Raw genomic sequence first — 26,867 nt, forward strand, 5'->3', positions numbered from 1 at the left:
ACCCCGCCACTTAGCAACTCTGGAGATGACGCCATGTCCGACCGCCAGCGCGCGGACGCCCGGCGGAACTACGCGCGCATCCTCGCCGTGGCCGAGGAGGAGGTCGCCGCGTACGGGGCCGGCGCCTCCCTGGAACAGATCGCCCGCATCGCGGGGGTCGGCTCGGCCACCGTACGCCGCCACTTCCCCACCCGCCGGGCGTTGCTGGAGGCGGTCTCCCATCAACGGATCGAGGCCCTGGCCGCCCGCGCCCGCGAGCTGGCAGGCAAGAGAGACAGCCGTGACGCGCTCCTGGAATGGCTCAGTGCCGTCGTCACCTACTGCGTCGCGGCCCGAGAGCTGGCGGCGACACTGGCCTACGACGGGGCCGAGCCCGACCCCGTACACGAGAACACCTGCTCGGCGATGATGGCAGAGGCGGGGAACCCCCTGCTTCAGCGCGCCGTGCAGGACGGAGCGGTGGCGGAAGGCATCACCGTCGCCGACCTGATCGCACTGATCGTCGGCATCGTCCTCGCCACAGAGCACCACCCTGACCCGGCCGCCCGCGCGGACCGGCTGTTCCGACTGGCCGTGGCGGGCCTGAGCCCGCAGAGCTGAGAAGCCTGCCCGAAGGCCCGGAGGAAGGCGTCGTCCCAGCATTTCGCGCCGTCCTCTGACCTGCTGGAAGGTCAGACAACCCTGGACAAGCGCGGGTGAGACCCCGAACTGCCGCCGACTCCGGCCGGACTTCGGGACCGCGACGACGCCGCGATCCGGTACAGCCTGCTCAGCCGGCACGGACAAGAGCAGAAAACCTGCCTGGACCGACTGGCGGCGTTGTTCGAGGCAAACATGCGCACGGCCGGCATCGACATCGTGTAGCGAACTCCAAAGGACCTAGCCCTACCCCTGGCTCGTCTTTGTCTTGACTTCTGCGCCCCGGGGGGCGCCGAGGGCCTCGGCGTGCATCGCCTTTCACACGTCAGGGGCCTGCCTTTGAGGCCCAAGATGTCGCCAACGGCTCATGCCGATGAAGACGTCCGGCGTGGCGGCCCGGCCTCCGTCGCCCAGGCCAGGCATGGCAGTCCCACTGTTAGCTCGGGTTCCAGCCCCTTCGACGCAGGCCAGAGCGTGATGATCTTGCCGGGCACGTCTGTCAGATCTGTCAGGGCTGAAGACGTCCAGACCCACGACCGTCGAGCCGGGCGGCCAGGCCGTCGAGGACACGGTCCAGGCCGTACGCGAAGTGATCCTCGCGGAGCTGACGCGGGTCGGCGCCCTCGTCGAAGTCCTGGCTTCGGCTCGCCACCCAGGCACTCTCGGTGCTACCACTGCGGGCGATCAGCGAGATGTACGCGGCCTCGGCGGTTGCGATCCCGATGACGTACGACATCAGCGTCCCCGCGGCCGGCTGCTTCTCGCGCGCCGGGAAGCCGGCCGCCTCGAACCACGCGAGCAGCTCCGACGACATCCGCATGGCGTTCGGGCCGATGTGGATGAGTCCGATCTGACCGAGCTCGAGGGCGACCCAAGGGTGGCGCAGGACCATGGCCCGCACTTCGGTGGCCGTGTGGGCGACCGCCGCGCGCCACTGCGCGGGGTCCGCGGGGGCCGGCAGATCGAGCTCTCCGCACACGTCGTCGACGGCTAGCTGGATGAGTTCGTCCCTGTTGGTCACATGCCGGTAGAGGGAGGTGGCCCCGGCGCCGAGCCGGGCGCCGAGTTTGCGCATGCTGAGCGCCTCGACCCCCTCCGCATCCAGCAGTTCGATGGCTGCGGCCACGATCTGCTCCCGGGTCAGCTGCTCTCGCTGCGGAGGACGCGAACGGGTCCAGACCGATGCGATCGGCTTCGTGTTGGCCGGCATACGACCTCACCCCTTCTTGCCGCCGGTACGTCTCCACCATCATAGCGCACGCCGTACGCAATTGCGCACGCTGTTCCGTTCTGCGTACAGTGTTCGCATCAAGCGTCGAGAGCGACGCACATCCGAGAGGGGAATCTGCGATGCCGAACAACGTGAGCTGGGACGAGCACGGCAACTGGGCCACGAACGGGGCATGGGGAACGCGGGACTCCGCCGGCCGGAAGCTGGATCTCGCCCACTGGCAACGTCGTCTCGATCAACTCTGCGCCAAGCACCATGTGCCAGGCGCGGCCCTCGCCATCCTCGTCGACAGCACCGTCCACGAACTGGCCACCGGCGTCCTGCACCGCGGCACCGGCGTGAACGTGACGACCGATTCGGTCTTCCAGATGGGCTCCATAGCCAAGATCTACACAGCCACTTTGATCATGAAGCTCGCCGAGTCCGGCGAACTGGACCTGGACGCGCCGGTCGTGGACGTGCTGCCGGAGTTCTCCGCCGCCGACCCTGAAGCGACCAAAGCGATCACCACCCGCCGGCTGCTCAGCCACACAAGCGGCCTGACCTGCGACTTCACCCACGACAGCGGGCGCGGCGACGACTGCCTCGCCAAGTACGTCGAGGCCGCGAAGGCCGTGGCGCTCGACTGCCCGCCCGGCAGCGTGATCTCATACAGCAGCGTCGGCTACAACGTGCTCGGCCGGATCATCGAGGTGGTGACCGGCAGAGTCTGGGACGAAGCGCTCAAGGAACTGCTCCTGGCCCCACTCGGCCTCACGCACACCATGACGCTGCCCGAGGAAGCGCTGCGGTTCCGTGCGGCCATGGGGCACCTGGGCGAGCCGGGCCAGGAGCCGGAACCGGCGCCGTCCTGGGACCTGATGCCACGCTCGGCCGGCCCGTACGGCCGGGTCATAGCCACCGCCGGGGACCTCGCCCGGTTCGCACGGATGCACCTCGCCGGCGGAGTGGCCGTGGACGGCACCCGCGTGCTCGACGAGAAGACGGTCGCGCAGATGCAGCTCCGGGCGGTGGACTGCCCCGACAAGTGGACCGTCAGCTCGGACGGCTGGGGCCTGGGCTGGACCCTGTACGACTGGAACGGCATCGCCGGCTACGGCCATGACGGCGCCTCCATCGGCCAGTACGGCTACCTACGCGTGGTGCCCTCGGCGGGCGTGGCGGTCGCTCTGCTCACCAACGGCGGCGGTGCGCGTGAGGTGTACGCGGCGCTCTACCGCGAGCTCCTCGCCGAGCTGGCGGGGGTGACCATGGCGGAGCCCTTCGCCCCTCCGGCCACGCGGCCCGTGGTCGACTGGGCGCCCCTCGTAGGCACGTACCGGCGCGAGGGCGTGATCATCACCGTGACCGAGAAGGACAGTGCGGGGCACGCGCTCTATGAGTTCGTCGACGGCATGAAGGCCTTCTCCGACCCCCTCGCGATCGACCTGTCGCCGGTGACGGAGACGGTCTTCGCCGGTACGGGGGTAGGCGCGGCTTTCAGCGAGGACTACACACCCGTGGTCTTCTCAACGCTGCCGGACGGGACGGGCTGTGTCTACATCGGCATGCGCTGCGCCCCCAAGGCCACCTGACCGGCTCGCTTCCAGGACGTACGCGAGCAGCGGGGCACGTCGGGGCTTGTCACGGTGAGCAGCGGGCCACCGTCGCCGGCGCCGTCGAGACGTCCCTCGACCCGCTCGGCACCGCCACCACCCACGCCGCCGGTTGCTCGCCGCCGGCTACAAGGTGGTCGCGTTCTCCGATCCGCTCTGCGGGCCGCAGGCGGACGGTGAGTACCTCCGTCAGTTCCTGACCGCCGTCGAAGGTCCGGTCGTGCTCGTCGGCCATTCCCACGGCGGCGCGGTGATCGGCAACGGCGCCACCGGAATCCCGAACGTCAAGGCACTGGTCTACGTTGCGGCCCACGCTCCGGAGCAGGGCGAGAGCGTCGCTGCTGCCGACACGCTGGGCGGCGGCCACACAGACGTGACCGACCACCTCATCGTGCGCCCCTTCCCGGGTCCCCCCGGAGACGGGGACGCCTACATCGACCCGGCCTACTTCCGCACCCTCTTCGCTCAGGATCTTCCGCGGAGCACGACCGGCTTCATGGCCGCGACCCAGCGGCCCGGCGCGCCGACGGCGCTCGTCACCCCGTCCGGTCCACCTGCGTGGAGGTCGGTGCCGAGCTGGTACCTCATCGCCCGGCAGGACAGGATCATCCCGCCCGAAGCCGAGCGCGCGATGGCGAAGCGAGCCGGCGCCACCACCGTCGAGATCGACAGCTCACACGTCGCGATGATGAGCCACCCTGACATGGTGACGAACTTGATCCTGCGGGCAGCCCGCCAGCCGTGGTGACCACGAGACGTTGACAGTACGGATCGATCAATGGCGAAAGCCTCCGATGTGGTGGAGGTGTCCAGGCTCCCACCACACGGAGGCCGGTCCGGCCGCTCGGCAGCACTCTGGACACCTCTGCCCGTGGACGGCGACGCGGGAAGACTTGCCCGATGGTCGCGTTCATTTGCCCAATCACGCTCTCCTCCGGACAGAAGCGGCAGCAGCCCTCAAAGATGATCGAATGACGACTAGCATCGCTGCAGTCTTCATCCGGAGCCGGTGAGGCACTGACCGACGCCGCGAGGTGACCATGGCCAGCAACGCACTCTTCGGCCGCCGTGCCGAGCTCGAAGAGCTGTCCGCCTTTCTCGACGGGGCCCGGCGCCATGGCGACGCGCGGCTGATGTGGGGCGACCCCGGCATCGGCAAGTCCGCTCTCCTGGCCGCCGCGGCCGAGCTGGCCGTCACGTCGGGGATGCGCGTGCTGCGGGCGTCCGGCTCCGAGTTCGAGGCCGACGTCAGCTACTCCTGCCTCAACCAGCTGTTCCTGCCGGTCGAAGCCGACATCCGGCGCCTGCCGCCGGAGCTTCGGGAGGCGTTGACGGTGGCGTTGGGGTTCGGCGCCGGCGCGCCCACCGACGCGCTCCTGGTCTGCAACGCCGCCCTCCTGCTCATCAAGGAGGTCGCCGCCGAGGCGCCGCTCGTCCTTCTCGTGGACGACGTCCAATGGATCGACCGGGCCAGCGCCGTCGTGCTGGGATTCGTCGCCCGGCGTCTGCAAGGCGTTCCGGCCGCGCTGCTGATCTCCGCCAGGACGGGAGCGGCGGGCTCCTCGGCGCCACGCGGGCTGACCGAGGTGGTCGTTCAGCCGCTGGATCGGGCAGCGGCGGGGCAACTGGTCGACGTCCACTTCCCGGACATGCCGGCGCGGATCAGAAGACGGCTGCTCGACCTGGCGCAGGGCAATCCGCTGGCGTTGACCGAACTGCCTTCGACGCTGCAGGGCGCACCGCATCCCGCGGTGGCGCATTCGGAGGTGGTCCCGCTGAGCGACCGGCTCCAGGCGATGTTCGCCGCCCGGATCGCCGACCTGCCCGAACGGACGCGCAGAACGCTCCTGCTGGCCACGTTCGAGGGCACCGGCGACGTCCGGGTGCTCCGGGCCGCCCTGGCGGACGAGGCCGGGCTGGCCGACCTCGCCCCCGCCGAGCGGGCGCAGCTGGTACGCGTGGACGACGCCACGGCGCGGATCGCGTTCCGGCACCCGCTGATCCGGTCGGCGATCGTGGCGGGCTCCACGCACGAAGAGCGCCGGACCGCGCATGTCGCCCTCGCCGGCGCCCTGACGGGTGACCAGGAACGCCGCGCATGGCACCTGGCCGCGGCCGCCGTCGGAGCGGACGAGACGGTGGCGGCGCTGCTTGAGGACTCGGCGCATCGCATCATGCTGCGCGGTGACGCGTTCGCCGCGGTCGCCGTGCTGATCCGGGCGGCCGAGCTGAGCGTGACGAGCGCCGATCGGGGGCGCCGGCTCTCCGAGGCCGCCTACATCGGCGCCGAGGCGAGCGGAGCCGTCGACGACGCCAAGACGCTCCTGACCGACGCCCGGCGGGCGGCTCCGGACTCCACCGGCTCGCTCCACGCCGCCAACGCGGCCGCGTTCCTGATGCTCAACGGGGACGGCGACGTCGCCACCGCCCACCGGCTCCTGGTCGGCGCCATCGAGACCGCCGAGCACGGCTACCGGGCCGACGATCCCGCGCTCGTCGAGGCCATGCACACGTTGATGCTGCTGTCCTGGTACGGCAGCGCCCCGGAGTACTGGGAGCCGTTCTACCGGGTGCTGAAGCGGCTGGAGCCACGACCGCCCGACGTGCTGTCACTGGCGAGCCGGACCTTTCCCGACCCGGTCCGCACGGGAGCGTCGGCATCGGCGAGCAGCAACGTCGTCCTCGCCGGCCTCGCGGACGAGACCGACCCGACGCGGATCATGCGGGTCGGCACGGCCTCGGTCTACCTGGATCGCCTGGGTGACTGCCGCGAGTCCTCGTGGCGGCTGGTCCGGCAGGGCCGCGAGGGCGGCGCGCCCCGCCGGCACCTCGGCGCCCTCATGCACCTGTGCCTGGACGACTACCTCGTCGGCCGGTGGGACGAGGCCGAGGAACTCGCCCGCGAGGGACAGCAGGTCTGCGACACCAGCGGCTTCTCCTTCTTCGCGTGGTACTTCCGGTACAACCGGGCGATCCTCGCCGCCGGACGGGGGCGCTTCGGCGAGGCGTACGCGCTCGCCGACGAGATGACCCACTGGGCGCTCCCGCGCGGTGTGACGGCCGCGGCGCTGTTCGCCCAGCATCCGCGTGCCCTCGCGGCGCTGGGACAGGGAGACTTCGGCGCCGCCTTCCACCACGCCGCCGCGATGAGCCCGCCCGGCGTCCTCGCTGCCTACGTGCCTCATTGCACGTGGGTCATGCTCGACCTCGTCGAGGCGGCGGTGCGGACGGGGCGGATGGTCGAGGCCAGGGCGCACGTCGAGGCGATGCGAGCCGCCGACGTGGCCGGACTGTCGACGCGGATGACGCTGATCCAGGCGGCGGCGGAGTTCCTCGTCTCCGACGACGACGGGACGAGGGCGCGGCTGGAGTCGCTGCTGTCGGGCCACGTGGCGGAACGGTGGCTGTGGGACGCCTCCCGCGTCCGGCTCGTCCTCGGCGAGCGGCTGCGTCGTGACAGATCGGCGTCGCAGGCGCGCCGGCATCTGCTCGTCGCCCGCGACGGCTTCGCCGCGATGGCCGCCGCGCCCTGGGTCGAGCGTGCGCAGAACGAACTGCGCGCCGCCGGGGAGCGGCCCGCCGAGGCGCCGTCAGCCGGCCCGGCTGCCCTGACCGCGCAGGAGTTGCAGATCGCCGAGCTGGCGGCGAGCGGCCTGACCAACAAACAGATCGCGGAGCGGCTGTACCTGTCGCATCGGACGGTGGGCGCGCACCTCTATCGCATCTTCCCCAAGCTCGGCGTCACCTCCCGCGCCGGGCTCAGGGATGCTCTCTCCCCGGATTCCGAAGCCCCGCGCTGAGCTCGTCGGCCTGCGCCTCCTTGTCCTCCAGCAGCCGCTCCAGCAGGCGCCGGGTGCTGGGATCGTCGGCCCCGACCCAGCGCACCGCCTCCTGCAACGACTGGACGAGGATCCGTGCGCCCACGAGGTCCTGCGTCAGGATGCCGGTGAGATCGCCGTCCTGGAACGACTGGAAGGTGACGCGCGACAGTTCCGGCAGGTGCCGCGGGTCGTGACCGGCGGTGAACCCGAGCTGGGCGATGCGGATGGCCAGCAGCCGGGCGCCGTCGCGGTCACGGTCGGCACAGCCGTGGAGGAACTCCGCGACCGGCCGGTGTGACGGACCGCGGACGAGCAGCGCGTGCTGCTCGTACTGCAACGACGCCACGACCATGCTGGCCAGCAGCACGTTCAGCAGGTGCGCGACCGTCTTCGGCTCGGCCCGGTTCGACGGTGTGACCGGGCCGTCGTCCAGGTCGAGCAGGGCCCGGTCCCGGACCTCGCGCATGCGCAGGACGGCCGGCGGCTCTGGAGGACTCGTCACGTGTCGATGGTCGGGCACGCGCCCGAGCCACGCATCTGTCAAATGACGTAACCGCGTCGGCGGTTAGGTCACCGGCCGCCGTGACCGCTCAAGGCGGGAGTCGGATGACTGATGTGGCCCGGCGGGGCCGGCGCCCACAGTGGGCCGCGACGAGCTTCACCACTGAGGAGTGATCCCATGACCATCAGCCACGGCTTCCACGCCGCCATGACCGCGCAACCGGGCAGGGGCGACGACCTGGTCGCGGCCCTGCTCGACGCGCCGTCCCTGCCGAGCGAGGACTGCGTCGTCTTCCTGGTCGGCCGCTCGGCCGGCGACCCGGACACCGTCTTCGTCACCGAGGGGTGGGTCAGCCGGGAGGCCCACGCCAGGTTCTTCGCGACCGAGCGGGCCCAGGCGTTCGCCGCCGCCCTTCAGCCGCTGCTGGCCCGAGAGGCGCAGTACGTCGACGCGATCCTCCACGGCCGCGCCGCCGGCCACCGCGAGATCACCACCCCCGTCCCCTTGTCGATCTTCACTCCGGCCCGGACCGGTGACACGCCGGTCCCGTGCGTCTACTGGGTCCGCGGCGGCGGCATGGTCATGGGAGACCGCTTCTCGCAGTTCGACGCGCTGTGTCCCGAGGCTCGGATCTCGGTCGCGGCCCGGCGTACCAGGAACGACTGGCTCGCCCGGGTGCTGCGGGCATCGTCCGGAGCCGTCCGGTGAGCGCCCACGACCGCGCCGCGTTCCTGCACGAGTTCGCGCGCGCTCCCTTCACGGTCGGCGCGGTGGCGCCGAGCGGCGAGCCGCTGGCCGACCTGATCACCGCGCCCGTGACGTGTGACGGCGACCCCTTGGTCGTCGAGGTGGGGCCGGGTACGGGCGCGTTCACGGCGGCGATCCAGCGCCGGCTCGGCGGCCGTGGCCATCACCTGGCCGTCGAGGTCAACGAGCGGTTCGCGCAGCGTCTGGCCACCCGCTACCCACAGATCGACGTCGCCGTCGCCGACGCCCGGGATCTTCGCGAGGTGCTGGCCGAGCGGGGCCACCGCCGCGCGGACGTGATCGTGAGCGGACTCCCCTGGGCCGCGTTCACCGCGGGCCGGCAGCACGACCTGCTCGACGCCCTCACCGGCGCCCTCGCCCCGCACGGCGCGTTCACCACCTTCGCGTACGCGCACGCGCGCTGGGCTCCGCCGGCCCGCCGGTTACGGCGGTTCCTGGGCGGGCGGTTCGAGGAGGTCGTGGTCAGCCGGACGGTGTGGGCCAACGTGCCGCCCGCGTTCGTCTACTTCTGCCGCAGGCCCCGTGTCCCGGCCCTGGCCGTCGGCCGGTGAGGTCCGTGCTGACTCCGCGGCACGGGGCCCTGCCGGTCGTACGGCCGGTCGGCGAGGATCACCGGGCGACGCCCTTCGAGTTGTTCTTCGACCTCGTCTACGTCTTCGCGATCACGCAGCTCACCGGCTCCATGGCCCGTGAACGCGACGCCGACGGGGTGTTCCGCGGCCTGCTGATGCTGGCGCTGCTGTGGGGCACCTGGTCCGGCTACACCTGGCTGGGCAACCATTCCCGGGCGGACGGCGGGCTGCTGCGGGGCGGGATGGTCGTCGCGATGGCGGCGATGTTCGTGGTCGGCCTGACCATCCCGGAGGCGTGGGGCGGCGGGCCGGGCGCCTTCGTGCTGGTGGGCGCCTATCTACTGGTCCGCTGGGTGCATCTCGTGGTCTTCGCCGTGGCCGCGGACGGCGACACCGGGCTGCGGCGGCAGATCGCCATCACCTGGCTGCCCATGACGGCGAGCGCGGCGCTGCTGGTGTCCGGGACGCTGCTGGGCAACCGGACGCAGGTGCTGTTGTTCACGATCGCCCTGGTGGTGGACTGGGCCGGCATCTATCTCACGGCCAGGAACGGCCACTGGCGGCTGCGCAGCCCGGCGCACCTGACCGAGCGGCACGGGTTGTTCCTGATCCTGGCCATCGGCGAGTCGGTCGTCGCCGTCGGCGCCGGGGCCGCGGGACGGCCCGTCAGCGCGGCGCTGCTGCTCGCGGCCGTTCTCGGCATCGCCGTCGCGGTGTGCTTGTGGTGGCTGTACTTCGACGTGGTGGCGGGCGCGGCGGCGCGCAGGCTCGGCCGCGTACGTGGCGAGGAGCAGGTCGTCCTGGCCGTCGAGGCCTACACCTACGGGCACTTCCCCATCATCGCCGGCGTCCTGCTCACCGCCCTGGGCATCGAGGGGGTGGTGGCGCACGCCGGCGATGGCGAGCCCTTGGGCGTGTTCTCCGCGCTCGCTCTCCATGGCGGTGTCGCGCTCCACCTCGTCGGACATCTGCTGTTCAGGCTCCGGACGCACCGCACGCTCGGCCGCCGGCGACTGGCCGCGGCCTGCGCCGTCCTTGCCGCCGCCCCGGCCACTTCGCTCCTCCCGTCGCCGGCCGGGCCGGCCGGTGTGGTGGCCGTCCTGGCGGCTCTGATCGCCGTCGAGAGCGCCCGCCGGGCGAGCAGGAATGGGCAAGGACGCGCCAGCCTTGGGGATCGTCCGCCCGCCGCAGGACTGATTACGTAGCCCCGAGAGAGGAAAGACGATGACAGACCATCACCGCAGCGTGATCTCGCTCCAGGTCAACGGCGTGCCGCACCGGTTGGCCGTCGACAACCGCAGGACGCTGCTGGACGCGTTACGCGAGGACGCCGGCCACACCGGCCCCAAGAAGGGCTGCGATCACGGCCAGTGCGGCGCGTGCACGGTGCTGCTCGACGGCAGGCGGGTGCTCTCCTGCCTGACGCTCGCGGTGGCCGCCGAGGGGGCCGGGATCACGACCGCCGAGGGGCTGGCCGGGGACGGCGAGTTGCTGCCGCTTCAGCGGGCCTTCATCGAGCTCGACGGCTTCCAGTGCGGATACTGCACGTCCGGGCAGCTCTGTTCGGCGGTCGGGATGCTGGCCGAGCACGCGACGGGCTGGCCCAGCGCGGTCACCACCGAGGTGTCCCCGGACGGCCCGGCGCCCGTACTGGACGCCGCGGAGGTGCGCGAGCGGATGAGCGGCAACCTGTGCCGCTGCGGCGCCTACCCGTCCATCGTCCGCGCCGTGCTGGAGACGGCTGCCCGGGAGGAGAGCGCGGGATGAGGGAGTTCGCCTACGAGCGCGCGACGGACGTCCGTGACGCGCTGATCGCGGCCGACGGCGGTGCCCGGTATCTGGCCGGCGGCACCAACCTCGTCGATCTGATGAAGGCGGGGGTGGAGTCTCCCGCGAGACTGGTCGACGTACGGCGGCTGCCACTCGCCGGCGTCGCCGAGGCGCCGGACGGCGGGCTGGTCATCGGCGCCACGACGACCAACAGCGACCTGGCCGCCCACCCGGAGGTACGGCGGCGCTACCCGGCGCTGAGCCAGGCGGTGCTGGCGGGAGCGTCCGGCCAGCTTCGCAACATGGCCACGGTGGGCGGCAACCTGCTGCAGCGCACCCGGTGCGCCTACTTCGCCACGCAGGTGTGCAACAAACGGGTCCCCGGCACCGGCTGTCCCGCGATCGCCGGGGAGCACCACAACCACGCCATCCTCGGCTGGACGCCGAGCTGCGTGGCCACCCACGCCTCCGACATGGCGGTCGCGATGCTGGCGTTCGACGCCGTCGTGCGCTATGAGACGCTCGACGGCCCTGGTGAGACGCCGCTGGAGGAGTTCTACCCGCCCGTCGGGGACACGCCGGACCGCGAGACGGCGCTGCCGCCGGGAGCGCTGATCACGGCGGTCGTCCTGCCCGGCCGCGCGGTGTCGCCGCGCTCGCGCTACCGGAAGGTCCGCGAACGCGCGTCCTACGCCTTCGCCACCGTCTCCGTCGCGGCGGCGCTGGACCTGGACGCGGGTTCGGCGCGGATCGCTCTCGGCGGGGTCGCCTCGCGACCCTGGCGCGCCCGGACCGCCGAAGCTCTCCTGGCTGACGTTCCCCTCACGGCGGAGGCGTTGCGGGCCGCCGCCGACGCCGAACTGGCCGCCGCCGAACCGCTGCCCGGCAACGGCTACAAGGTGCGGCTGGCCGGCAATCTCATCGAGACCGTGCTGAAGGAGCTCCAGCCATGACGGACGCCGTAGGGGTCGCGCGGCCGCGGGTCGAGGGCCGGGCCAAGGTCACCGGCGCCGCCCGCTACGCCGCCGACGTGCCGATGCCTGGCATGGCCTTCGGCGCTGTCGTCCTGGCCACCGTGTCCCGCGGCCGGATCCGCGACATCGACGTCTCCGCCGTCCAGGACATGCCCGGCGTGCTGGGCGTGATCGACCATCGGAACGCACCCCGCCTCGCCCCGAAGACGGGCGGCTTCTTCGGCCCGGACGGCCAGCTGCAGCTGTTGCAGGACGAGGTGATCCCCTTCGCCGGCCGGCCCGTCGCGCTCGTCGTGGCCGAGACACTCGAACAGGCCCAAGCGGCGGTCGGCGCGCTGCCGGTGACCTACGACGAGGAGCCGCACGACACGGCCTTCAGCGCCGGCCACCCGGCGGGCCGTCCGGCGGTGGCGATCTTCGACGAGCCCGTGGACGTCGGCGACGTGGAGGCGGAGCTGGCCGCGACCGAGGTGGTGGTCGAGGAGCGGTACCGCACTCCTGAGGAGCACTGCAGCGCCATGGAGCCGCACTCGGCGACCGCCTGGTGGGAAGGTGGGCGGCTGGAGGCGATCGACTCCGACCAGGCGCCGTTCTCCGTAGCCGTCACCCTGGCCACGCTGTTCTCGCTGAGCCCGGATCTGGTACGCGTCCGCACCGAGCACGTAGGCGGCGGCTTCGGTTCCAAGGGGCTCTGCGGTCCGCAGCTGATCCTGGCCACGATGGCGGCGCGGCTGTTCGGCCGGCCCGTACGGGTCACGCTCACCCGCGCCCAGGTGTTCCTGGCGACCGCGATGCGGCCCGCGACCGACCAGCGGATCCGGATCGGCGCCGACGCGGACGGCCGGCTGCGGGCCGTCCACCACGAGGCGGCGTTCGAGATCTCGCCGCTGGTGGAGTACCTGGAGGGCTGCACCGAGCTCACCAAGACGCTCTACGCGGCGCGCGCGATCCGCACCCGGCTCAGCGCGGTCCCGCTCGACATCCTGCCGCCGTACTCGATGCGGGGGCCGGGCGCCGCGCCCGGCTCCTTCGCCCTCGAATCGGCCATGGACGAGCTGGCCGAGCGGCTGGGCATGGATCCGCTCGAACTGCGGCTGCGCAACGAGCCGGTGGCCGGTCCCGTGTCCGGGCTGCCGTTCAGCAGCCGCAACCTGCTCGCGTGCCTGCGCGAAGGCGCCCGCAGGTTCGGCTGGGACACGCGCGACCACCGGCCGCGGACGCGGCGGGAGGGTCCTCTGCTGGTCGGCACCGGACTGGCCGCGACGTCCTTCAGCGCCGGGGCCTTCCCCTCCTCGGCCACGATCACCGCCGAGCCGGACGGCGCCTTCACCGTGGCCATCGGCGCCACCGACCTCGGCACCGGCGCGCGCACCGCGCTGACCGCGATCGCCGCCGACGCGCTGGCGGTCGGCACGGACCGGATCCGGCTGCGGATCTCCGACAGCGGCCTCGGTCCCGCGTGGGGCGCGGGCGGTTCCCGGGGAACGACGTCCTGGGGGTGGGCGATCATCGAGGCCGCGGAGAAGCTGCGCGCCCAGGGATGCCGCGGTACGGTCACGGCCGACACCACGGGGTCGCTCGGCGGGTTACCGGCACGGGAACGGCATTCGTTCAGCGCCGTGTTCGCCGAGGTGACCGTCGATCCGATGACGGGCGAGGTGCGCGTACGCCGGTTGCTCGGCTTGTTCGCCGTGGGCCGCGTGGTCAACCCGCTCATGGCGCGCAGCCAGGTCGTCGGCGGGATGATCGGCGGGCTCTCCATGGCGCTGCACGAAGAGGGCCTGCGCGATCCGGTCTCCGGCCGGCACGTCAACGCCGACTTCGCCGGCTACCACATCGCCGCGCACGCCGACGTGCCCGACATCGAAGCCGATTTCGTACCCGATCACGAGCCCGGCATCCCCCTGGGCGTCAAGGGCGCCGGCGAGATCGGCAACGTCGGCACGGCCGCCGCGATCGCGAACGCCGTCTGGCACGCCACCGGAATCAGACAGAGATCCCTGCCGATCCGTCTCGATCGCGTGCTGGAGTGAGGCGCCCGGCGTCCTGGCTCGGCGGCGCGCCGAACTGGCGGCGGTACTCGCGGCTGAACTGCGACGGACTGGAGTAGCCGACACGACGACTGACCCCGGCCACGTCTCCCGGGGCCGCGGCGAGCTGGAGGCGCGCCTGCTGGAGGCGGATCTGCTTCTGGAACTGGATCGGGCTCATCGCGGTGACGGCCTGGAAGTTGCGGTGGAAGGCCGAGACGCTCATCCCCGCCAGTCTGGCCACGTCCTCGACGGCGAAGGGCTGCGCGTAGTGGTCGCGGATCCACTGCACCGCGCGGGCGACGTGACTGAGGCCGCTGTCGGGCAGCCCGAACTGGCGCACGGTCGGGCCCTGCTCGCCGGTGATCAGCCGCCAGAGGATCTCCCGTTTGACGAGCGGCGCGAGGACGGCGATGTCGCCGGGCCGGTCGAGCAGGCGCAGCAGGCGGACGACGGCGTCGAGGAGCTCGGCCGAGGCGGTGCTGACCGCCAGGCCGGGTGGCACGTCGTCGCCGAGCTCCGGCAGATCGCCTGGAGCCGCCTGCAGCAACACCTCCGCGATGGCCGCCGGACGCAGGGTCAGCCCGACCCCGAGCCCGGGTTGTTCGGAGCCGGCCTTCGCGAAATGAGCGGTCACCGGCAGATCGACCGAAGCGACGAGATACTGCCCCTCCCGGTACTCGTACAGGCGGTCGCCCAGCGCGAACCGTTTCGTGCCCTGGGCGACGAGCGCCAGCACCTTGCCGTAGGTCGTCGGCGTCGGCGGCCGGGGGCGCTCGGCCTTGAAGATCAGGACATCCTCGATCGGTGTTCCGAGATCGGGTCGAGCATGGCGGATGAGGAGGTCGCGCAGCTCGTCGAGGGCCATGATCCCCATCCAAACACCGCCCGAGGCCCGGCGACAACCCGGCCGGCTTCACGCCACCTGTTGTTCCCGAACGTGGGGTCTGTCCGGCGACTGGGCCCGGGGCTGCCCGCTCAGGGTCTGTCCCGTAGATCTTGACCGCCTGGCGGTCATGCTCCGACAAAGCTCACTGTTTCCGTCCTTTCCGCGCGCCCGGTACGAGCACCTCTCTGGGTACGGGCGCATCGCTGAATGCCCGCACGGCCCGGCGGCTGTCCACGGCTTCATACACATCCACGTCTTCTCGTCCTCTCGCTCATCGAACCGGGTAACGGAGCCAGATCCTGATCGAGGCGACCTCGACGGTGTTGCGCTCCTTGTACCGCTCAGCGTCGAACCCAGGCGGTCGGCCTGCTGATCCTTCCTGATCGGGATGACCGCCTCGATGCCGCGTCGGCGCAGGTAGGCACGGTTGGCGCGGGAGGAGGTCGCCATGCCGGCCGGGGCCGATGATCCGGACGATCGGACGGCGACGCCGGTCGGCGACCAGGTGCACGTTCGCTCTCCCCCCATCGGCAGACCGACCCGGCAGCGCTGACCGTCCCGTTGCAGGCACGCTCCCCCATCTACGAGACCAAGGCGGTCCGTGGCTTCCGGCTGAACCGCCGGCGCCCGCCCTTCGAGGCTGTTGCACGCCTCAGCCGCATGGGTCTCGCACGTGTGTCAGCTGGCTTCTCGCACCTCGATCAGGAGGTGGCGAGGGCCGCGCAGCATGGCGTTGTGCCGGTAGGGCGGCGGGTCCTGGATCAGGGTCGCGGTGCCGAGGCTGGGGATCAGCGCGCCGAGTGCGATCTGCGCTTCCAGCCGGGCCAGCGGACCGCCGTAACACAGGTGGATGCCGCCGCCGAAGCCGAGATGCTGGTTGTCCGGGCGAGTGGGATCGAACCGGTCCGGCTCGTGGAACCGTTTCGGGTCGCGGTTGCCGGAGGCGAGTACGAGCACCAGCGGCGTGCCTTCGGGCAGGGTGAACCCGGCGATGTCGATGTCGGCGAGCGGGACGCGCTCGCGCATGTGCACCGGGGGCTCGTAGCGCAGCAGTTCCTCCACCGCGCCGGGCAGCAGTCCGGGGTCGTCGCGCAGGCGGTCGCGCTGGTCGGGGTGACGCAGCAGGGTGAGCACCCCGTTGGTGATCAGGTTGACCGTGGTCTCGTGCCCGGCGATGAGCAGCAGGACGGCGGTCTCCGCCAGTTCCTCGCGGGTGAGCCGCATGGCCGGGTCCGGCTCGTTGACGAAGGCGGACAGCATGTCGTCACCCGGGTTGCCACGTCGCTGCTCGGCGAGGTCCACCAGGTACCGGCCCATGTCGGCCCTGGCCTGCCGGCCGGTTTGATCCCGCTCGGTGGTGTCGTCCTCGGCGCCGACGTCGGCGGAGGCGACGATCGCGTCGGACCATTCCCGGAACCGCGGCTCGTCCTCGCGCGGGACGCCGAGCAGCCGGCAGATGACCGTGACGGGCAGCGGGTAGGCGAAGTCGTCGACGATGTCGATCCGTGCGCGGTCACCGAGCGCTCCGATCAGGTCCTGGGTGACCTCGGTGATCTGTCCGCGCATGGCATCGATGCGGCCGGGGCTGTGCGGGGGGCCGAACGGCCGCATGGCCAGGGTGCGCAGCCTGTGGTGCTCGGGGTCGTCGAGCCGCAGGAACGGGAGTTGCTCCTCGGTGGACAGATCAGGGTCCGGAGCACGGCGGCTGCGGGGATCGGCGCTGATCCGCGGGTCGTGGAGCAGGGCGTTGATCTCGTGGTAGGTGCCGACCAGATGGCTGCCGTCTGCCTGCCGCACCACGGGACCGGCCTCGCGGAGTTCCGCGTACAGGGGGTAGGGGTCGGGGCGGCTGGCGTAGTCGGTGATTCGTCTCAGCAGGGTGTCGGCGGTCATGGTCTGGGCTCCTCGTGGACGGGCGGAAGGGTCAGCCAGGACGCACCATGGTCAGCCGGCGGTCCGGCAGGTGACCGGTGAGCGCGACAAGGGGGCCGTGGGAGAGCCCCTTCGGGTCCGGCACGTCGGAGGGAAGCGGCAGTTCGGCGGCGAGCGTACGGTCCGCCGCGCCGGGCGCGGGCGGGAACGGGGCCGCGGTCTCGATCAGGTGCTGGTAGTACTCGAGCGACTTGGCCATGTTGACGGTGACCGCGGCGGTGACCCGGCCCCGGTAGCCGTACACCACCGCCAGCCGGCGCGCCTCCAGCGAGCCCTGCGCGAGGACGATCTGGTCGGAGAAGGTGGGGACGCCCACCGACTTGATGTTGAGCCCGAACTGGCTCGACCAGAACGTCGGCAGCGCGAGATGGGGACGCCGCAGCGGCCCCGGATTGACCATGTTGTGGGCCGCCACCTCGGCCTGCGCGACCGCGTTGCCCCAATGCTCCAAGGAGAGCAGCTGGTACTCGAACAGCGGATGGGGGAAGCGGGAGACGTCGCCGGCGACGAAGACGTCGTCGGTGACGATCCCGTACATGTCGAAGGCCCGGCACCCGCCGTCGCAGGCGATTCCGCGTGGGCCCGCCGCCAGCCCGGCGTCCTGCAGCCATTCGACGTTGCGGACCGCGCCCAGCGCCACGACACAGACGTCGGCGGCGACGTGGCTGCCATCGGACAGGTCCCCGCCGGTGAAGCGGCCGTTCCCGTCCCCGCACAGGGCGGTGACCGTCACCCCGCAGCGCAGGTCCACCCCGTGCGCCCGCTGCATGCCGGCGGCGAGCTTCGACAACGTGCCGCCGAGCGCGCCCACCAATGGTGCCGGGCCGCGTTCGGTGACCGTGACCTCCAGGCCCCGTTCCCGGCAGGCCGAGGCGATCTCCGAGCCGGTGAAGCCGCCGCCGATCACCAGCACCCGCTGCGGCCCGGCGGCGCGCTGCTCGGCCAGCCGTCCGGCGTCATCCCAGGTGCGCAGAGTGAACACCCCGTCCAGGGCGGCCTCCTCCGCGTTGGGCCAGGGCCGCGCCCGGGTCCCGGTGGCGATCAGCAGCCGGTCGAAGGGAAGCGAGTCACCGTCGGCCAGCATCACCCGCTTTCCGAGCGGATCGAGGCCCGTGGCAGGCACTCCGAGCCGCCAATGGGCGTCCGGGTCCCGGCGCATCGGCAGTTCGGTGGCGTCCGCCACCGCTTGGCCGAGCAGCACCTGCTTGGACAGCGGCGGCCTGTCATAGGGCGGGCGGAGCTCGTCTCCCACCACGGTCAGAGAGCCGGTGAAGCCCTCCTCGCGCAGTGTCTCAGCGGCCCGCAGCCCCGCCAGCGACGCACCGACGATGACGATCCTGCCCTCCCGCAGGTCATCGGCCACCGGGGCTCACCGCCTCGCCGAGGAGGATGGCCTGGACCGGGCACGCCACCGCGGCCTGGCGTACGCGCTCCAGCTGGTCGTCGGGGACGGCCGGCGTGTACAGCAGCGCCTCCTCCCCGTGCAGGTGGAACACCTTTGGCGCGAGAAACACGCACTGCGCGTAGCCCTGGCAGCGGGTGAGGTCCACAACGATGCGCATCCCACCATTCCCTCCGTCACCTCACCCTTGTTCCTGTCCAGAGCAGCGGCAAAGGGAATCGGACAATCGGGCATGCGTCCGGTAATCGCGCGATCCAGGCCCGACCTGGCCCGCACCTTCGGGGCACGTCAGGATCGTTCGTGAGCGACCGCCCGTGGGGACGTCAGCCGTGCGGACAAGGCCCAGCGGCCGGGACCGAACGCGGCGATGAGCAGGAACCCCCAGCAGAAGAGAGCGGCTTTCTCACCGCCGTTCTCGATCGGGAACAGCGCTTGGGGCTGGTGGACGACGAAGTAGGCGTAGGCCATGGTGCCCGAGCAGATGACGGCGGCGGCGCGAGTGGCCACTCCGAGGACGACCAGGATGCCGGCGACCAGTTGGATGACCGCGGCCCACCACCCGGGCCACTCCCCGAAGCTCGGTGCGGGCCCCTGGGGGCCGCCCAGGACGCCGAAGAGGGTGGCCACGCCGTGACAGGCGAACAGCAGACCCGTCACGAAACGATAGAAGGCCAGGACCAGACCCTGCCGGTCGAGCAGCGTGTCCGCGAGGACGTTCTTCCTGGCGAAGTGAATCGGAGATCGCTGGCCGGTTGTGACACATCGGCTGGCCTTCGCGGTGCGGGTCCTACCCATCACGCCGCCCATGGGTTCTGGCCGGTGAGTGTTCGCGTTGCGTTGTCATACCGGTCTGTTCTCCCGAACGAAGATCAGAAGACATGAGAGCACCCACGTCAGGATCAAGAGTTCGGCATCTCTCCGGCAACCCTGAACCCGCGGCTTCCGGGCGCTCAGAGGCCGAGTCCGTCCAGGGTGTGGTCGAGCAGGCGCTCGGCCTGCGCTGCTCGGGGAGGTGCATCTCGGCCGGCGTCCTGATCGGGACCCCCACGTGGATCGCCGTCATGAGCGCGGCCAGCACCTCACCACCCGCGCTGCCGACGACGGTGCCGCCGACCCGCGTTGCCGGTGTGGCCGGCGCAGCCGTCCAGGTAGGGCGTGGAGAGGGCGGCGGCGTGGTTCTCCGCTGGCCCCGCGAGGAGGGCGCGCAGCAGGTGCTCGGGAGTCGGCTCGGGCACATGGCGGCCCACGAGCGAGGCGGCGCCCTCGTGCAGGGTCCCCTGGGGGAAGCCGTCGGGTTCGCGCTCGATGCGGCCGTCGGCCGGGTCCGGCGTCCCGGCGTCGAGCCCGCAGATCCGCAGGGCCCGGGTGTTGACCCAGGCGCCGTGGCCGTCGCCGGTCGCCCGTTCACCGGGCGACGACGAAGTGATCGATCTCCTCGTCGTAGCCCCCGGCCCTCCCGGAGGAAGGGCGGGCCTCAGGAGCCGGACGCCCCCTGGAGCCCGCTGGTGAGTCGTACGGGGAAGTGCCGGCCGGTGTCCTTGGTGTGGCCGATGCCGGACGACCACTCCAGATAGCCCTTCCTGCCGGGGCCGTCGTCGTCGTTGACCAGCAGGGACAGCGCGAACACCCCGGCCGGAGGGCCGTTGAGTCCCAGGCTCTGCCAGGGCAGGACGACGTCGTAGGCGGTGGTGGCGCCGGTCCTGGTCACCGCGAGCCGTTCCGTCGGGGTCGGGCCGGTGATCGCGATGCCGAAGGCGGCGAAGGTGTAGGCGGCCGGCCCGTCGGGCGTCAGCGCCAGGCCGATCTCGGTGCGTTCGGTGGAGGCGCCGGGGAGCGCGGGCGACAGGGAGAGCTGGATGGAGTCGCCGTTGTACAGGTTGCCCGCCGGGTTCTTCTGGGTGAACACGTCGTCCTGGACCGTCGCCTGCACGCGCAGCCCCGTCGGGGTCTGGGTGATCCGGACGGGACCGCCGAGGTCGGCGGCCCCGCCCCAGTCGGCGGTGTAGCGGAACCAGGTCGCGTCGGCCGCCAGGTCGATCGGCGCGACCGTGGTGGCGGTGTCCGGCTCGATGGGTCCCGCGCCGACGGACTGCCGCAGCGCGAGGGCGTCACGGCCGCGCAGCCCGATGGACACCTCCAGGTAGCCCTGCTCCCACACGCGCAGCGACGGGAGCGGGATGGTGTGCGCGACCTGCTTGCCGGGCTGCAGCGTGGTGGTGTCGGCGATCGTGCCCGACTCTTTGCCGAGGGTCCAGGTGAGGCCGTCGAGGGTCACCGGGGTCGCGCGGGAGGTGTTGGACAGGGAGACGGACGCCTGCGCCCGGTAGCCGCCGTCGCCGACGAGGTCGACCCCCACGGCGGCGACGACCGGGGTGGTGATCCTGATCGTCGCTGTCGCCAGCCGCGCCACCTTCTCGTTCCCGGTCGCGGCCCAGCCGGTGACCCAGCTCGCCTTGCCGCCCGCGGGGGCGGGGAGGTCGAAGACGGTCTCGGCGGTGCCGCAGCCCTTGACCTTGACGTCGTGGCGCCGCCCGTCCAGGGTGATCGTCACCTTGGCGGGGACGGCGCGGCAGTTGCGGCCGGTGCGGTCGACGACCGCGCGCACCTCGATGCTCTCGCCGTCGGCGACGGTCGGCGACGTCTTCAGCGTGATCGCGGGCGCGGGGTCGAGGACGAGTGAGTCGACCTGGCCCCTGACGTAGACCGGGTGCTCGGTCAGGGTCACCTGGACGGCTCCGGCGTGCGGGCTCAGGGTGACGGGCACGCCGTACTGGTCGGTGAGGGTGAGCGGCTGGGCGGTGCGCAGCGTCACGGTCCTCGGGCCGTCCGAGGCCCACATGACGCGGACGAGGTCGCCCGCGGCGCTCCTGAAGGGGAAGGAGTACGTGGTGGTGTCCAGCGTGTCCCGCTGGGTGATCGTTCGTCCGGCGAGTCCGGCCGCCATCACCGCCTGCGCGACCGCGGCCGGCTTGGGCTCGGCGGCGTAGCGGGCGGTCGCGCGCCGGACCTCGAAGACGCCGAAGTTGTGCTCCTGGTTGTTCGGATCGGTGCCGTCGTCGCGGGCGTCGTACCAGTAGAGGCGGTCGGCGCCGCCGGCCAGGGAGAGCACCGCCGAGCGCACCAGGTAGTCGGCCTGCATGGCGTCGGTCGTGCCGCCCGCGGTGTGGGTCGGCCAGCCGTACTCGGTGAGCCACAGCGGGAGCGAGCGGCCCGCGGCGGCGTCGATGGTCTGGCTCAGCGACGCCATCTGCGTGTCCATGCCTTCGGGCGGCGTGGGGTGGCGGTAGGGGTGGACGGACACCGCGTCCAGCGCCGCCGCGCCGCCCTGTTCGAGCACCTGGCGCACGTAGTCGGCCGAGGCGCCGGAGATCGCCGGGCCCACCAGCCGCGCTCCTTGCGGCTTGACCGCGGCGGCCGCCTGGAGGAGCTGGGCGTAGCAGGCGGGTGTCCGGCCACACAGGCCGTCGTTGAAGTTGATGTTGAACTCGTTGTAGACCTCGGTCGCCCGGGTGTAGCTCGCGAAGTGCTGGTTGACGGCGGCCGTGAAGCGTCCGTAGGCGGCCAGGCCCTGGGGCGAGCTGGGCGTACGGTTGGCGTCGTAGAGCGGGTTGCGGTAGGCCGAGATCGGCAGCGGCTCGATCCCTGCGGCGTCCAGCGCGGCGAACCCGGCGTCGTAGCGGTCGAAGGCGTAGACGCCCGCCTGCTTCTCGACCGCGGACCAGCCCACGTCGTTGCGCGAGTGGGTGTAGCCGATGCGCGCGATGCCGTCGATGAGCTCCTGCTCGTAGCCGTGCAGCCCGACCCCGAACGGCGTCGCGAACGGCGGGGATGTGGACGCGATCAAGGCAGGCGATTAAATCAATCTGCCGGATTAAGTGGGAGACTAGAGATCCGGACCGCCTCCCGTCAACGGACACGGTGCGCCCCGCTTCGACCCGATTTCCTCGTCCGGCGTTTCCCGGCCCGCCGGCAGGGCCGTGACGTGCGGCTCCCGCGGCGGCAAAGCGTGGTGAACCGAACGGGCATGCACCGATGACGATGGCTTGTACCCTGATCATCTGTTCGCGCCAGGGCGATGGCAGGAGACGCGGCATGACTTCGAGGCTGGCCGGTGACGTGGTCGGCGGGCGATACCGGCTCGCGGACGAACTGGGGTCCGGTGGCTTCGGCCGGGTCTGGCGGGCTCGTGACGAGACCCTCGACGTGGACGTCGCGATCAAGGAACTACGGCTGCCGCCGTGGATGCCGGAAACCGACCGGGCCGAGCGCCTGGCACGCGCCACGCGCGAGGCACGCAATGCCGCCCGGTTGCGCAAGCACGACGGCATCGTCGCCATCCACGACGTCGTCATCGACGACGGCCTTCCCTGGATCGTCATGGAACTGATCGACGGTTGCTCGCTGAGCGAGTACGTCGAGGAGCACGGACCTCTTCCGGCGGGCAGGGCCGTCGAAGTCGCCGAGGCCCTGCTGACGTCGATCGGCGCGGCACACCGTGAAGGTGTCGTGCACCGCGACATCAAACCGGCCAACGTCATGCTCGCCGTGAACGGGAAGGTCCTGCTCACGGACTTCGGGACGGCGGTCCACCACACCGACTCCGCACTGACCGCCACCGGGATGTTCATCGGCTCGGCGGAGTACATGGCGCCCGAGCGGTTGCGCGGCGGCGACGACCTGCCCGCCGGGGATCTGTTCTCCCTCGGTGTGACCCTCTACCAGGCGGTGGAGGGCGTCTCACCGTTCCGCCGCGCCACCCAGGAAGCGACCTTGGCCGCGGTACTGCTGGACGAGGCCCCGGCACCGCGACGAACCGGACCGCTCACACAGCTCATCACCCGGCTGCTGGACAAGGACCCGAGCCGCAGGCCGACGGTCGACGAAGCGCTGGCCATGGCACGTGAGCAGCCCGCGACCACGGCCCGCCTGCGGCGCGACACCAAGATCCTCCCAGTCCGGACGGAGAAGCGGGAGCGCTCAGGTGCCGCAGGGCTGATCGTGACCATGACGGCGGTGGTGGGCATCACGGCGCTCGGCGTCGCCGGGCTCCCCGACGCCGGCGGAACATGGGAGCGCTTCGAGCGGTACGGGGATGACGACGTGCTCGGCGTCGCCTTAATGATCGTCGCCGTTGCCGACGTCGTTCTCACCGGCTTGTTGTGCGCCGGTCTCGCGCGGTTCCTGCCGACGAGCGCCGGCAGGACCGTGACCGCTGTCGCCGGTGTCGCCGGGCTCGTCTTCGGTTGTGGCGCGACCGCTTTCGCCTTCCACGGCGCCGGCGAAACCCTCCGGAACACGATGGAGTTGTCCGGGCGAGACTCCGCGACGGTGTCGCTGGCCCTGATCAGCGTCGTGGTGATCGTCGCCGCGGGGGCGACCTGGGGCTCGTATCGCACCGATCGACGTGAAGGGATCAGAGGGCGAACACGATCGTGATCGCCCCCCGCATGATCCGATCAGCGCCGGACCGCTCAGGCCGAGCGACTGGTCGGCATCCAGGATGGTGCCTGGACCGGGAGCCGGTCGGTTTCAACCGTGCCGTCCGTCTGCACTCGTACGTCGAAGGCCGCACTGTCATGGCCCTCCGCTCGGGTCCGTGCCACCTGCCGCAAAGTAGCTGACAGTGACCAGGGGCTCCGGGCATTCGGGCGAGTCCGGGATGCGCAGGCTCCCGGCTGTCGATCAGTTCGTCATGCGGCGGGTCGCAGGTGCTGCCGCACCCATTCCTCGAAGCTGGTCAGCGGGAGGCCGAGGTCCCTGGCGTACTGGGGCCGGGCCGGCTGGCCGGCCACGTTCAGCCACTCGTGCGAGCTGCCCATCGACGGCATGCCGGCGGCGAGTGCCTGCTCCTCGGTCATGTCCGGCGCGGACAGGGGCGCGCCCAGCGCATGGGAGAGGATTCCGGCGATCTCCGTCAGCGGTCAGAGGGGCCATCTGCACAGAGAAGACGGCGCGGGCGTCCTGGGCGGCCTGGATCACCGATTCGCGGTCGTGGAGGTCACCGGTGACGAGTTCGGCGCCGAGCGTTTCGACGGCTCGGGCCCGGTCGGTGGCCGGGTCGCGGACCAGGGCGCGGACGGGACGCCGGCCGCTCGCAGGGCGCGGGCGGTGGCCCCGCCTTGCCTGCCGGTGGCGCCGATGACCAGGACGGGCGCGGATGGTGCGGACATCAGACTCCCTCAGGCAATAAACGGCGGGGCCTGCCGTTTTCTCTGCGGTACGACACGGCGGGCCCCGCCACATAGCAACACCGGAGATGACACCATGCCCGACCACCAGCGCGCGGACGCCCGGCGCAACTACGCGCGCATCCTCGCCGTGGCCGAGGAGGAGGTCGCCACGCACGGCGCCGGAGACTCCCTGGAGCAGATCGCGCGCGTGGCGGGGATGGGCTCAGCCACGGTGCGCCGTCACTTCCCCACCCGCCGCACGCTGCTGGAAGCGGTCTCCCACCAGCGGGTCGAGTCCTTGTGTGCCCGCGCGAACGAGTTCGCGGGCGAGGGCGACAGCCGCGTGGCCCTCCTCAGCTGACTTGACGACGTCCTCGCCTACTGCGTCGCGGCGCGAGGGCTGGCGGCGGCCCTGTCCTACGAGGGGGCCGAGCCTGGCTCGGTGCATGAGAACACCTGCTCGGCGATGATGGAAGAGGCGGGCGATCCGCTGCTGCGCCGCGCCGTGCGAGAGGGCGTGGTGACGGAAGGCGTCACGGTCGCCGACCTGATCGCGCTGATCGTCGGCATCGTCCTCGCGACTGAGCACCACCCCGATCCCGCCGCCCGGGCGGAGCGGCTGTTCCGGCTCGCGGTGGCGGGCCTGAGCCCGCAACCCAGGACCTGACGGGACACGCAGGGTTTCGGCGGCGCCAACTCCGCAGGAGTGTCGTCCCAGGTCACAGAAGGTGACCGGGATGCCCCGGTTGAGCCCCTCTTCGAGCGATACACCTGCGGACAGGCGCGGCAAGGTTCTGGAACTCCTGGCCGCCCGGCCCTGGCGTGCTTGGATAGGGACCGAGTTGGCCGCCGGCCTTCGTCAGCCGGCTCGGAGTCCTGGAGCTACGGCTGACCACCGCTCAGCTGATCAGTGGGTACGTCGGTGAGGTGGCAGGACCGGGATACGGGTAATGCCGGGAGAGCCGCTACGCTCCCGTGGCACCATCGATGCGCTCTCGGATCAGGTCGGCGTGCCCGGTGTGCTGCGCGTACTCCTCCAGGAGGTGGATGTAGATCCAGCGGAGGCTGACCTTGCCGGTCGGCGCCCGGGGGTCGTCGGCCACCTCGTCGAGGTCGATGTCCGCAACTGCGGCATCGCAGGCAGCCGTCTCCGCGAGGAAGGCGGCGTAGTCGGCCTCGGCGTCGGAATCGGCCACCAGGTCGAAGTCGCCGTCTTCGTACTCCTCCGTGATGTGCAGCTCGGGCAGGTTTTCGTGCAGGAACTTCTCCCGGAACCACCAGCGCTCGAGTTCCGTCATGTGTCGCAGGAGGCCGAGCAGCGTCAGGTTGGACGGCTCCACGGAAGCGGTCTTCAGTTGCTCGGAGGTGAGGCCGGCGCATTTGCGCAGCAGGAACAGCCGGCGGAGCTTCAACCAGTTGTCCAGCATCTCGCGTTCGCCACAGGCCATGTCCGTCCAAGGTCCCCGCTCTACGTCGGGTGCTGTCCACGTCATGTCATCATCATGACGTCCTGCGCAACCGATTTGCGGTACGCGCGTATCTTGCCCGCCGCCGGGCGTATCGCTCGAAGATGGGGCTCGACCAGGGCATCCCCGTCCCGGCCTCGGCGACCAAATCCTTTGTCAGCAGGCTCTTAGCTACTTTGCGGCTGGTGACACGGACCCGAGCGGAAGGCCTTGACGAGCCTGATCCGCTCCAGGTAGGCCGCGCGCCGCTGGTTCTCGGGTATGCAGGACGACGTCGAGCAGCGTCGGCACGTCGTCAGGGGCGAGGCCACGGCGGCGCCCGTGTCCGTCAGGGGGTGGGGGTGTGGGCTAGTTCGGCGTCCCATATCTGCACAAGATCGCACACAGCACCTCCATGGCGTGGACGAGACAGCAACCGAGAACAAGTGGACGACAGTCAGGGGCGCTGAGCTGCGTGTTCCCGCTCAGGCCGGAACAGGGTGAGGAGTCCGGGCCCGGCGCGATGAACTGGCTCTGACCACCAGTCCCACGAGCAGAGTTTTGTCTGGGTGGCGAATCCGGCTTCCAGACAATCCATCAGCCACCAAGACTGGGCCTCCGCCTGCCGATACCTGCTCGGCGGGCAGGCGTTTCACGGCCTTTGGGCTCGCTCAGGCAACTAACGAGGAGATCTCATGCTGAGAAGATTCATCCCGGCTGCTGTCGCTGCCATCTCTCTGGCAGGGCTGGCGTTCGCGTCACCTGCGAGCGCGGCAAGCCTTCCCGATCGCCTGTACGGCTGCGGGCGGGGAGATTTCTGCATGTATTCGACAGAGGTCATCTCCGAAGCAACGAAGATCGGCATCGGCCGGGGCGAAGACTGGTCGGCCCCCGGGGTGCTCTTCAGCCCGTACAAGAAGGTCCGATCCTTCTTCAACTACGGCTGGCCCGCCACCGAGGACCACGTCGTGGTCTCGTACGTCAATTCGACCGGCCAGAGCGGGTCGATGTGCGTTCACCGCGCCGAGGACGGCGACGTCGCGGCGGGACACGAGACCTACCCCATGCCCGTGACCGTCACGAAGATCGACTGGGTCAACGCCGACCAGAGTCCGTGCTACGGGTAG

The 26,867-nt window shown here is 71.2% G+C and carries 24 protein-coding genes and 3 pseudogenes; 14 read left to right on the forward strand and 13 right to left on the reverse strand.

Annotated features, from left to right (window positions below):
* The first annotated feature begins 33 nt into the window (after positions 1-33).
* Positions 34-600: a TetR/AcrR family transcriptional regulator gene (locus DMB42_RS01250; RefSeq protein ID WP_125629751.1), complete on the forward strand. Its 567-nt coding sequence runs from the start codon at positions 34-36 to the stop codon at positions 598-600.
* 547 nt (positions 601-1,147) lie between these two features.
* On the opposite strand, the gene DMB42_RS01255 is transcribed toward DMB42_RS01250, so the two are convergent.
* The gene (locus DMB42_RS01255; protein WP_125629753.1) at positions 1,148-1,849 is read right to left on the reverse strand and encodes a TetR/AcrR family transcriptional regulator; all 702 of its coding nucleotides are present in this window, start codon (positions 1,847-1,849) and stop codon (positions 1,148-1,150) included.
* A gap of 140 nt (positions 1,850-1,989) precedes the next feature.
* Between DMB42_RS01255 and DMB42_RS01260 the strand changes: the two genes are divergently transcribed.
* From DMB42_RS01260 to DMB42_RS01270, 3 genes are all read left to right on the forward strand, one after another.
* On the forward strand, positions 1,990-3,444 hold the full coding sequence (locus DMB42_RS01260) for a serine hydrolase (protein ID WP_125629754.1): 1,455 nt from the start codon (positions 1,990-1,992) through the stop codon (positions 3,442-3,444).
* 133 nt (positions 3,445-3,577) lie between these two features.
* The gene (locus DMB42_RS01265; protein ID WP_125629756.1) at positions 3,578-4,213 is read left to right on the forward strand and encodes an alpha/beta hydrolase; all 636 of its coding nucleotides are present in this window, start codon (positions 3,578-3,580) and stop codon (positions 4,211-4,213) included.
* A gap of 292 nt (positions 4,214-4,505) precedes the next feature.
* On the forward strand, positions 4,506-7,265 hold the full coding sequence (locus tag DMB42_RS01270; RefSeq protein ID WP_125629758.1) for an AAA family ATPase: 2,760 nt from the start codon (positions 4,506-4,508) through the stop codon (positions 7,263-7,265).
* Here DMB42_RS01270 and DMB42_RS01275 read toward each other — a convergent pair.
* Complete coding sequence (locus DMB42_RS01275) at positions 7,225-7,788, reverse strand: ferritin-like domain-containing protein (protein ID WP_125629760.1); 564 nt, start codon at positions 7,786-7,788, stop codon at positions 7,225-7,227. The genes DMB42_RS01270 and DMB42_RS01275 overlap by 41 nt on opposite strands.
* 177 nt (positions 7,789-7,965) lie before the next feature.
* On the opposite strand from DMB42_RS01275, the gene DMB42_RS01280 reads away from it, so the two are divergent.
* Genes DMB42_RS01280 through DMB42_RS01305 form a run of 6 tightly spaced genes read left to right on the forward strand, consistent with a single transcriptional unit; the run spans position 7,966 to position 13,905 of the window.
* Positions 7,966-8,496, forward strand: a complete 531-nt coding sequence (locus DMB42_RS01280; protein WP_125629762.1) for a putative quinol monooxygenase — start codon at positions 7,966-7,968, stop codon at positions 8,494-8,496.
* Positions 8,493-9,107: a class I SAM-dependent methyltransferase gene (locus DMB42_RS01285; protein ID WP_221761962.1), complete on the forward strand. Its 615-nt coding sequence runs from the start codon at positions 8,493-8,495 to the stop codon at positions 9,105-9,107. The genes DMB42_RS01280 and DMB42_RS01285 overlap by 4 nt, the downstream gene beginning before the upstream one ends.
* A 5-nt stretch (positions 9,108-9,112) precedes the next feature.
* Positions 9,113-10,333 (forward strand): low temperature requirement protein A, encoded by a 1,221-nt coding sequence (locus DMB42_RS01290; RefSeq protein ID WP_185844409.1) that lies wholly within the window; start codon positions 9,113-9,115, stop codon positions 10,331-10,333.
* Positions 10,334-10,352: 19 nt separating this feature from the next.
* Positions 10,353-10,895 carry a (2Fe-2S)-binding protein gene (locus DMB42_RS01295; RefSeq protein WP_125629766.1) on the forward strand — a complete coding sequence of 181 codons (543 nt, stop codon included), beginning with the start codon at positions 10,353-10,355 and terminating at the stop codon, positions 10,893-10,895.
* The gene (locus DMB42_RS01300; protein ID WP_125629768.1) at positions 10,892-11,851 is read left to right on the forward strand and encodes a xanthine dehydrogenase family protein subunit M; all 960 of its coding nucleotides are present in this window, start codon (positions 10,892-10,894) and stop codon (positions 11,849-11,851) included. The genes DMB42_RS01295 and DMB42_RS01300 overlap by 4 nt, the downstream gene beginning before the upstream one ends.
* A complete protein-coding gene (locus tag DMB42_RS01305; RefSeq protein WP_125629770.1) occupies positions 11,848-13,905 on the forward strand; it encodes a xanthine dehydrogenase family protein molybdopterin-binding subunit in 2,058 nt (685 codons plus the stop codon). Before DMB42_RS01300 ends, DMB42_RS01305 begins: the two co-directional genes overlap by 4 nt.
* Here the strand turns inward: DMB42_RS01305 and DMB42_RS01310 are convergent.
* The 8 genes and pseudogenes from DMB42_RS01310 to DMB42_RS01355 all read right to left on the reverse strand — a co-directional run bounded on the left by DMB42_RS01310 (position 13,859) and on the right by DMB42_RS01355 (position 21,969).
* On the reverse strand, positions 13,859-14,779 hold the full coding sequence (locus DMB42_RS01310) for an AraC family transcriptional regulator (protein ID WP_260477414.1): 921 nt from the start codon (positions 14,777-14,779) through the stop codon (positions 13,859-13,861). The two genes, DMB42_RS01305 and DMB42_RS01310, sit on opposite strands and share 47 nt — an antisense overlap.
* A gap of 304 nt (positions 14,780-15,083) precedes the next feature.
* Positions 15,084-15,347 (reverse strand): annotated as a pseudogene (locus DMB42_RS54650) (hypothetical protein); the annotation flags it as partial.
* A gap of 122 nt (positions 15,348-15,469) precedes the next feature.
* Positions 15,470-16,684: a cytochrome P450 gene (locus DMB42_RS01330; protein WP_125629771.1), complete on the reverse strand. Its 1,215-nt coding sequence runs from the start codon at positions 16,682-16,684 to the stop codon at positions 15,470-15,472.
* Positions 16,685-16,715: 31 nt separating this feature from the next.
* A complete protein-coding gene (locus tag DMB42_RS01335; RefSeq protein WP_125629773.1) occupies positions 16,716-18,086 on the reverse strand; it encodes an NAD(P)/FAD-dependent oxidoreductase in 1,371 nt (456 codons plus the stop codon).
* A complete protein-coding gene (locus DMB42_RS01340; protein ID WP_125629775.1) occupies positions 18,076-18,285 on the reverse strand; it encodes a ferredoxin in 210 nt (69 codons plus the stop codon). Before DMB42_RS01340 ends, DMB42_RS01335 begins: the two co-directional genes overlap by 11 nt.
* Before the next feature lie 128 nt (positions 18,286-18,413).
* Positions 18,414-18,782, reverse strand: coding sequence for a DoxX family protein (locus DMB42_RS01345; protein WP_396980636.1), 369 nt, complete (start codon positions 18,780-18,782; stop codon positions 18,414-18,416).
* A gap of 422 nt (positions 18,783-19,204) precedes the next feature.
* Positions 19,205-19,690 carry an amidohydrolase family protein gene (locus DMB42_RS56255; protein ID WP_396980639.1) on the reverse strand — a complete coding sequence of 162 codons (486 nt, stop codon included), beginning with the start codon at positions 19,688-19,690 and terminating at the stop codon, positions 19,205-19,207.
* Positions 19,600-21,969 (reverse strand): glycosyl hydrolase, encoded by a 2,370-nt coding sequence (locus DMB42_RS01355; protein ID WP_125629779.1) that lies wholly within the window; start codon positions 21,967-21,969, stop codon positions 19,600-19,602. Before DMB42_RS01355 ends, DMB42_RS56255 begins: the two co-directional genes overlap by 91 nt.
* Positions 21,970-22,217: 248 nt before the next feature.
* Here DMB42_RS01355 and DMB42_RS01360 point away from each other — a divergent pair, with 248 nt between their 5' ends.
* Positions 22,218-23,561 carry a serine/threonine-protein kinase gene (locus tag DMB42_RS01360; protein WP_185844410.1) on the forward strand — a complete coding sequence of 448 codons (1,344 nt, stop codon included), beginning with the start codon at positions 22,218-22,220 and terminating at the stop codon, positions 23,559-23,561.
* 254 nt (positions 23,562-23,815) lie between these two features.
* On the opposite strand, the gene DMB42_RS54655 is transcribed toward DMB42_RS01360, so the two are convergent.
* Entirely contained in the window at positions 23,816-23,983 is a 168-nt protein-coding gene (locus DMB42_RS54655; protein ID WP_260477415.1) for a hypothetical protein, read from the reverse strand.
* Between the two features lie 133 nt (positions 23,984-24,116).
* A pseudogene (locus DMB42_RS55910) lies at positions 24,117-24,368 on the reverse strand (hypothetical protein); the annotation flags it as partial.
* A gap of 21 nt (positions 24,369-24,389) precedes the next feature.
* Between DMB42_RS55910 and DMB42_RS54660 the strand changes: the two are divergent.
* Positions 24,390-24,656 carry a TetR/AcrR family transcriptional regulator gene (locus DMB42_RS54660; protein WP_260477416.1) on the forward strand — a complete coding sequence of 89 codons (267 nt, stop codon included), beginning with the start codon at positions 24,390-24,392 and terminating at the stop codon, positions 24,654-24,656.
* A gap of 15 nt (positions 24,657-24,671) precedes the next feature.
* A pseudogene (locus DMB42_RS54665) lies at positions 24,672-24,962 on the forward strand (TetR/AcrR family transcriptional regulator); the annotation flags it as partial.
* Positions 24,963-25,260: 298 nt separating this feature from the next.
* On the opposite strand, the gene DMB42_RS01375 reads toward DMB42_RS54665, so the two are convergent.
* Positions 25,261-25,722 carry a DinB family protein gene (locus DMB42_RS01375; protein ID WP_221761965.1) on the reverse strand — a complete coding sequence of 154 codons (462 nt, stop codon included), beginning with the start codon at positions 25,720-25,722 and terminating at the stop codon, positions 25,261-25,263.
* Between the two features lie 839 nt (positions 25,723-26,561).
* Here DMB42_RS01375 and DMB42_RS01380 point away from each other — a divergent pair.
* Complete coding sequence (locus tag DMB42_RS01380) at positions 26,562-26,867, forward strand: hypothetical protein (RefSeq protein ID WP_125629786.1); 306 nt, start codon at positions 26,562-26,564, stop codon at positions 26,865-26,867.

Origin of the sequence: Nonomuraea sp. WAC 01424, assembly GCF_003947315.1 — a bacterium.
Taxonomy (GTDB): Bacteria; Actinomycetota; Actinomycetes; order Streptosporangiales; family Streptosporangiaceae; genus Nonomuraea; species Nonomuraea spiralis.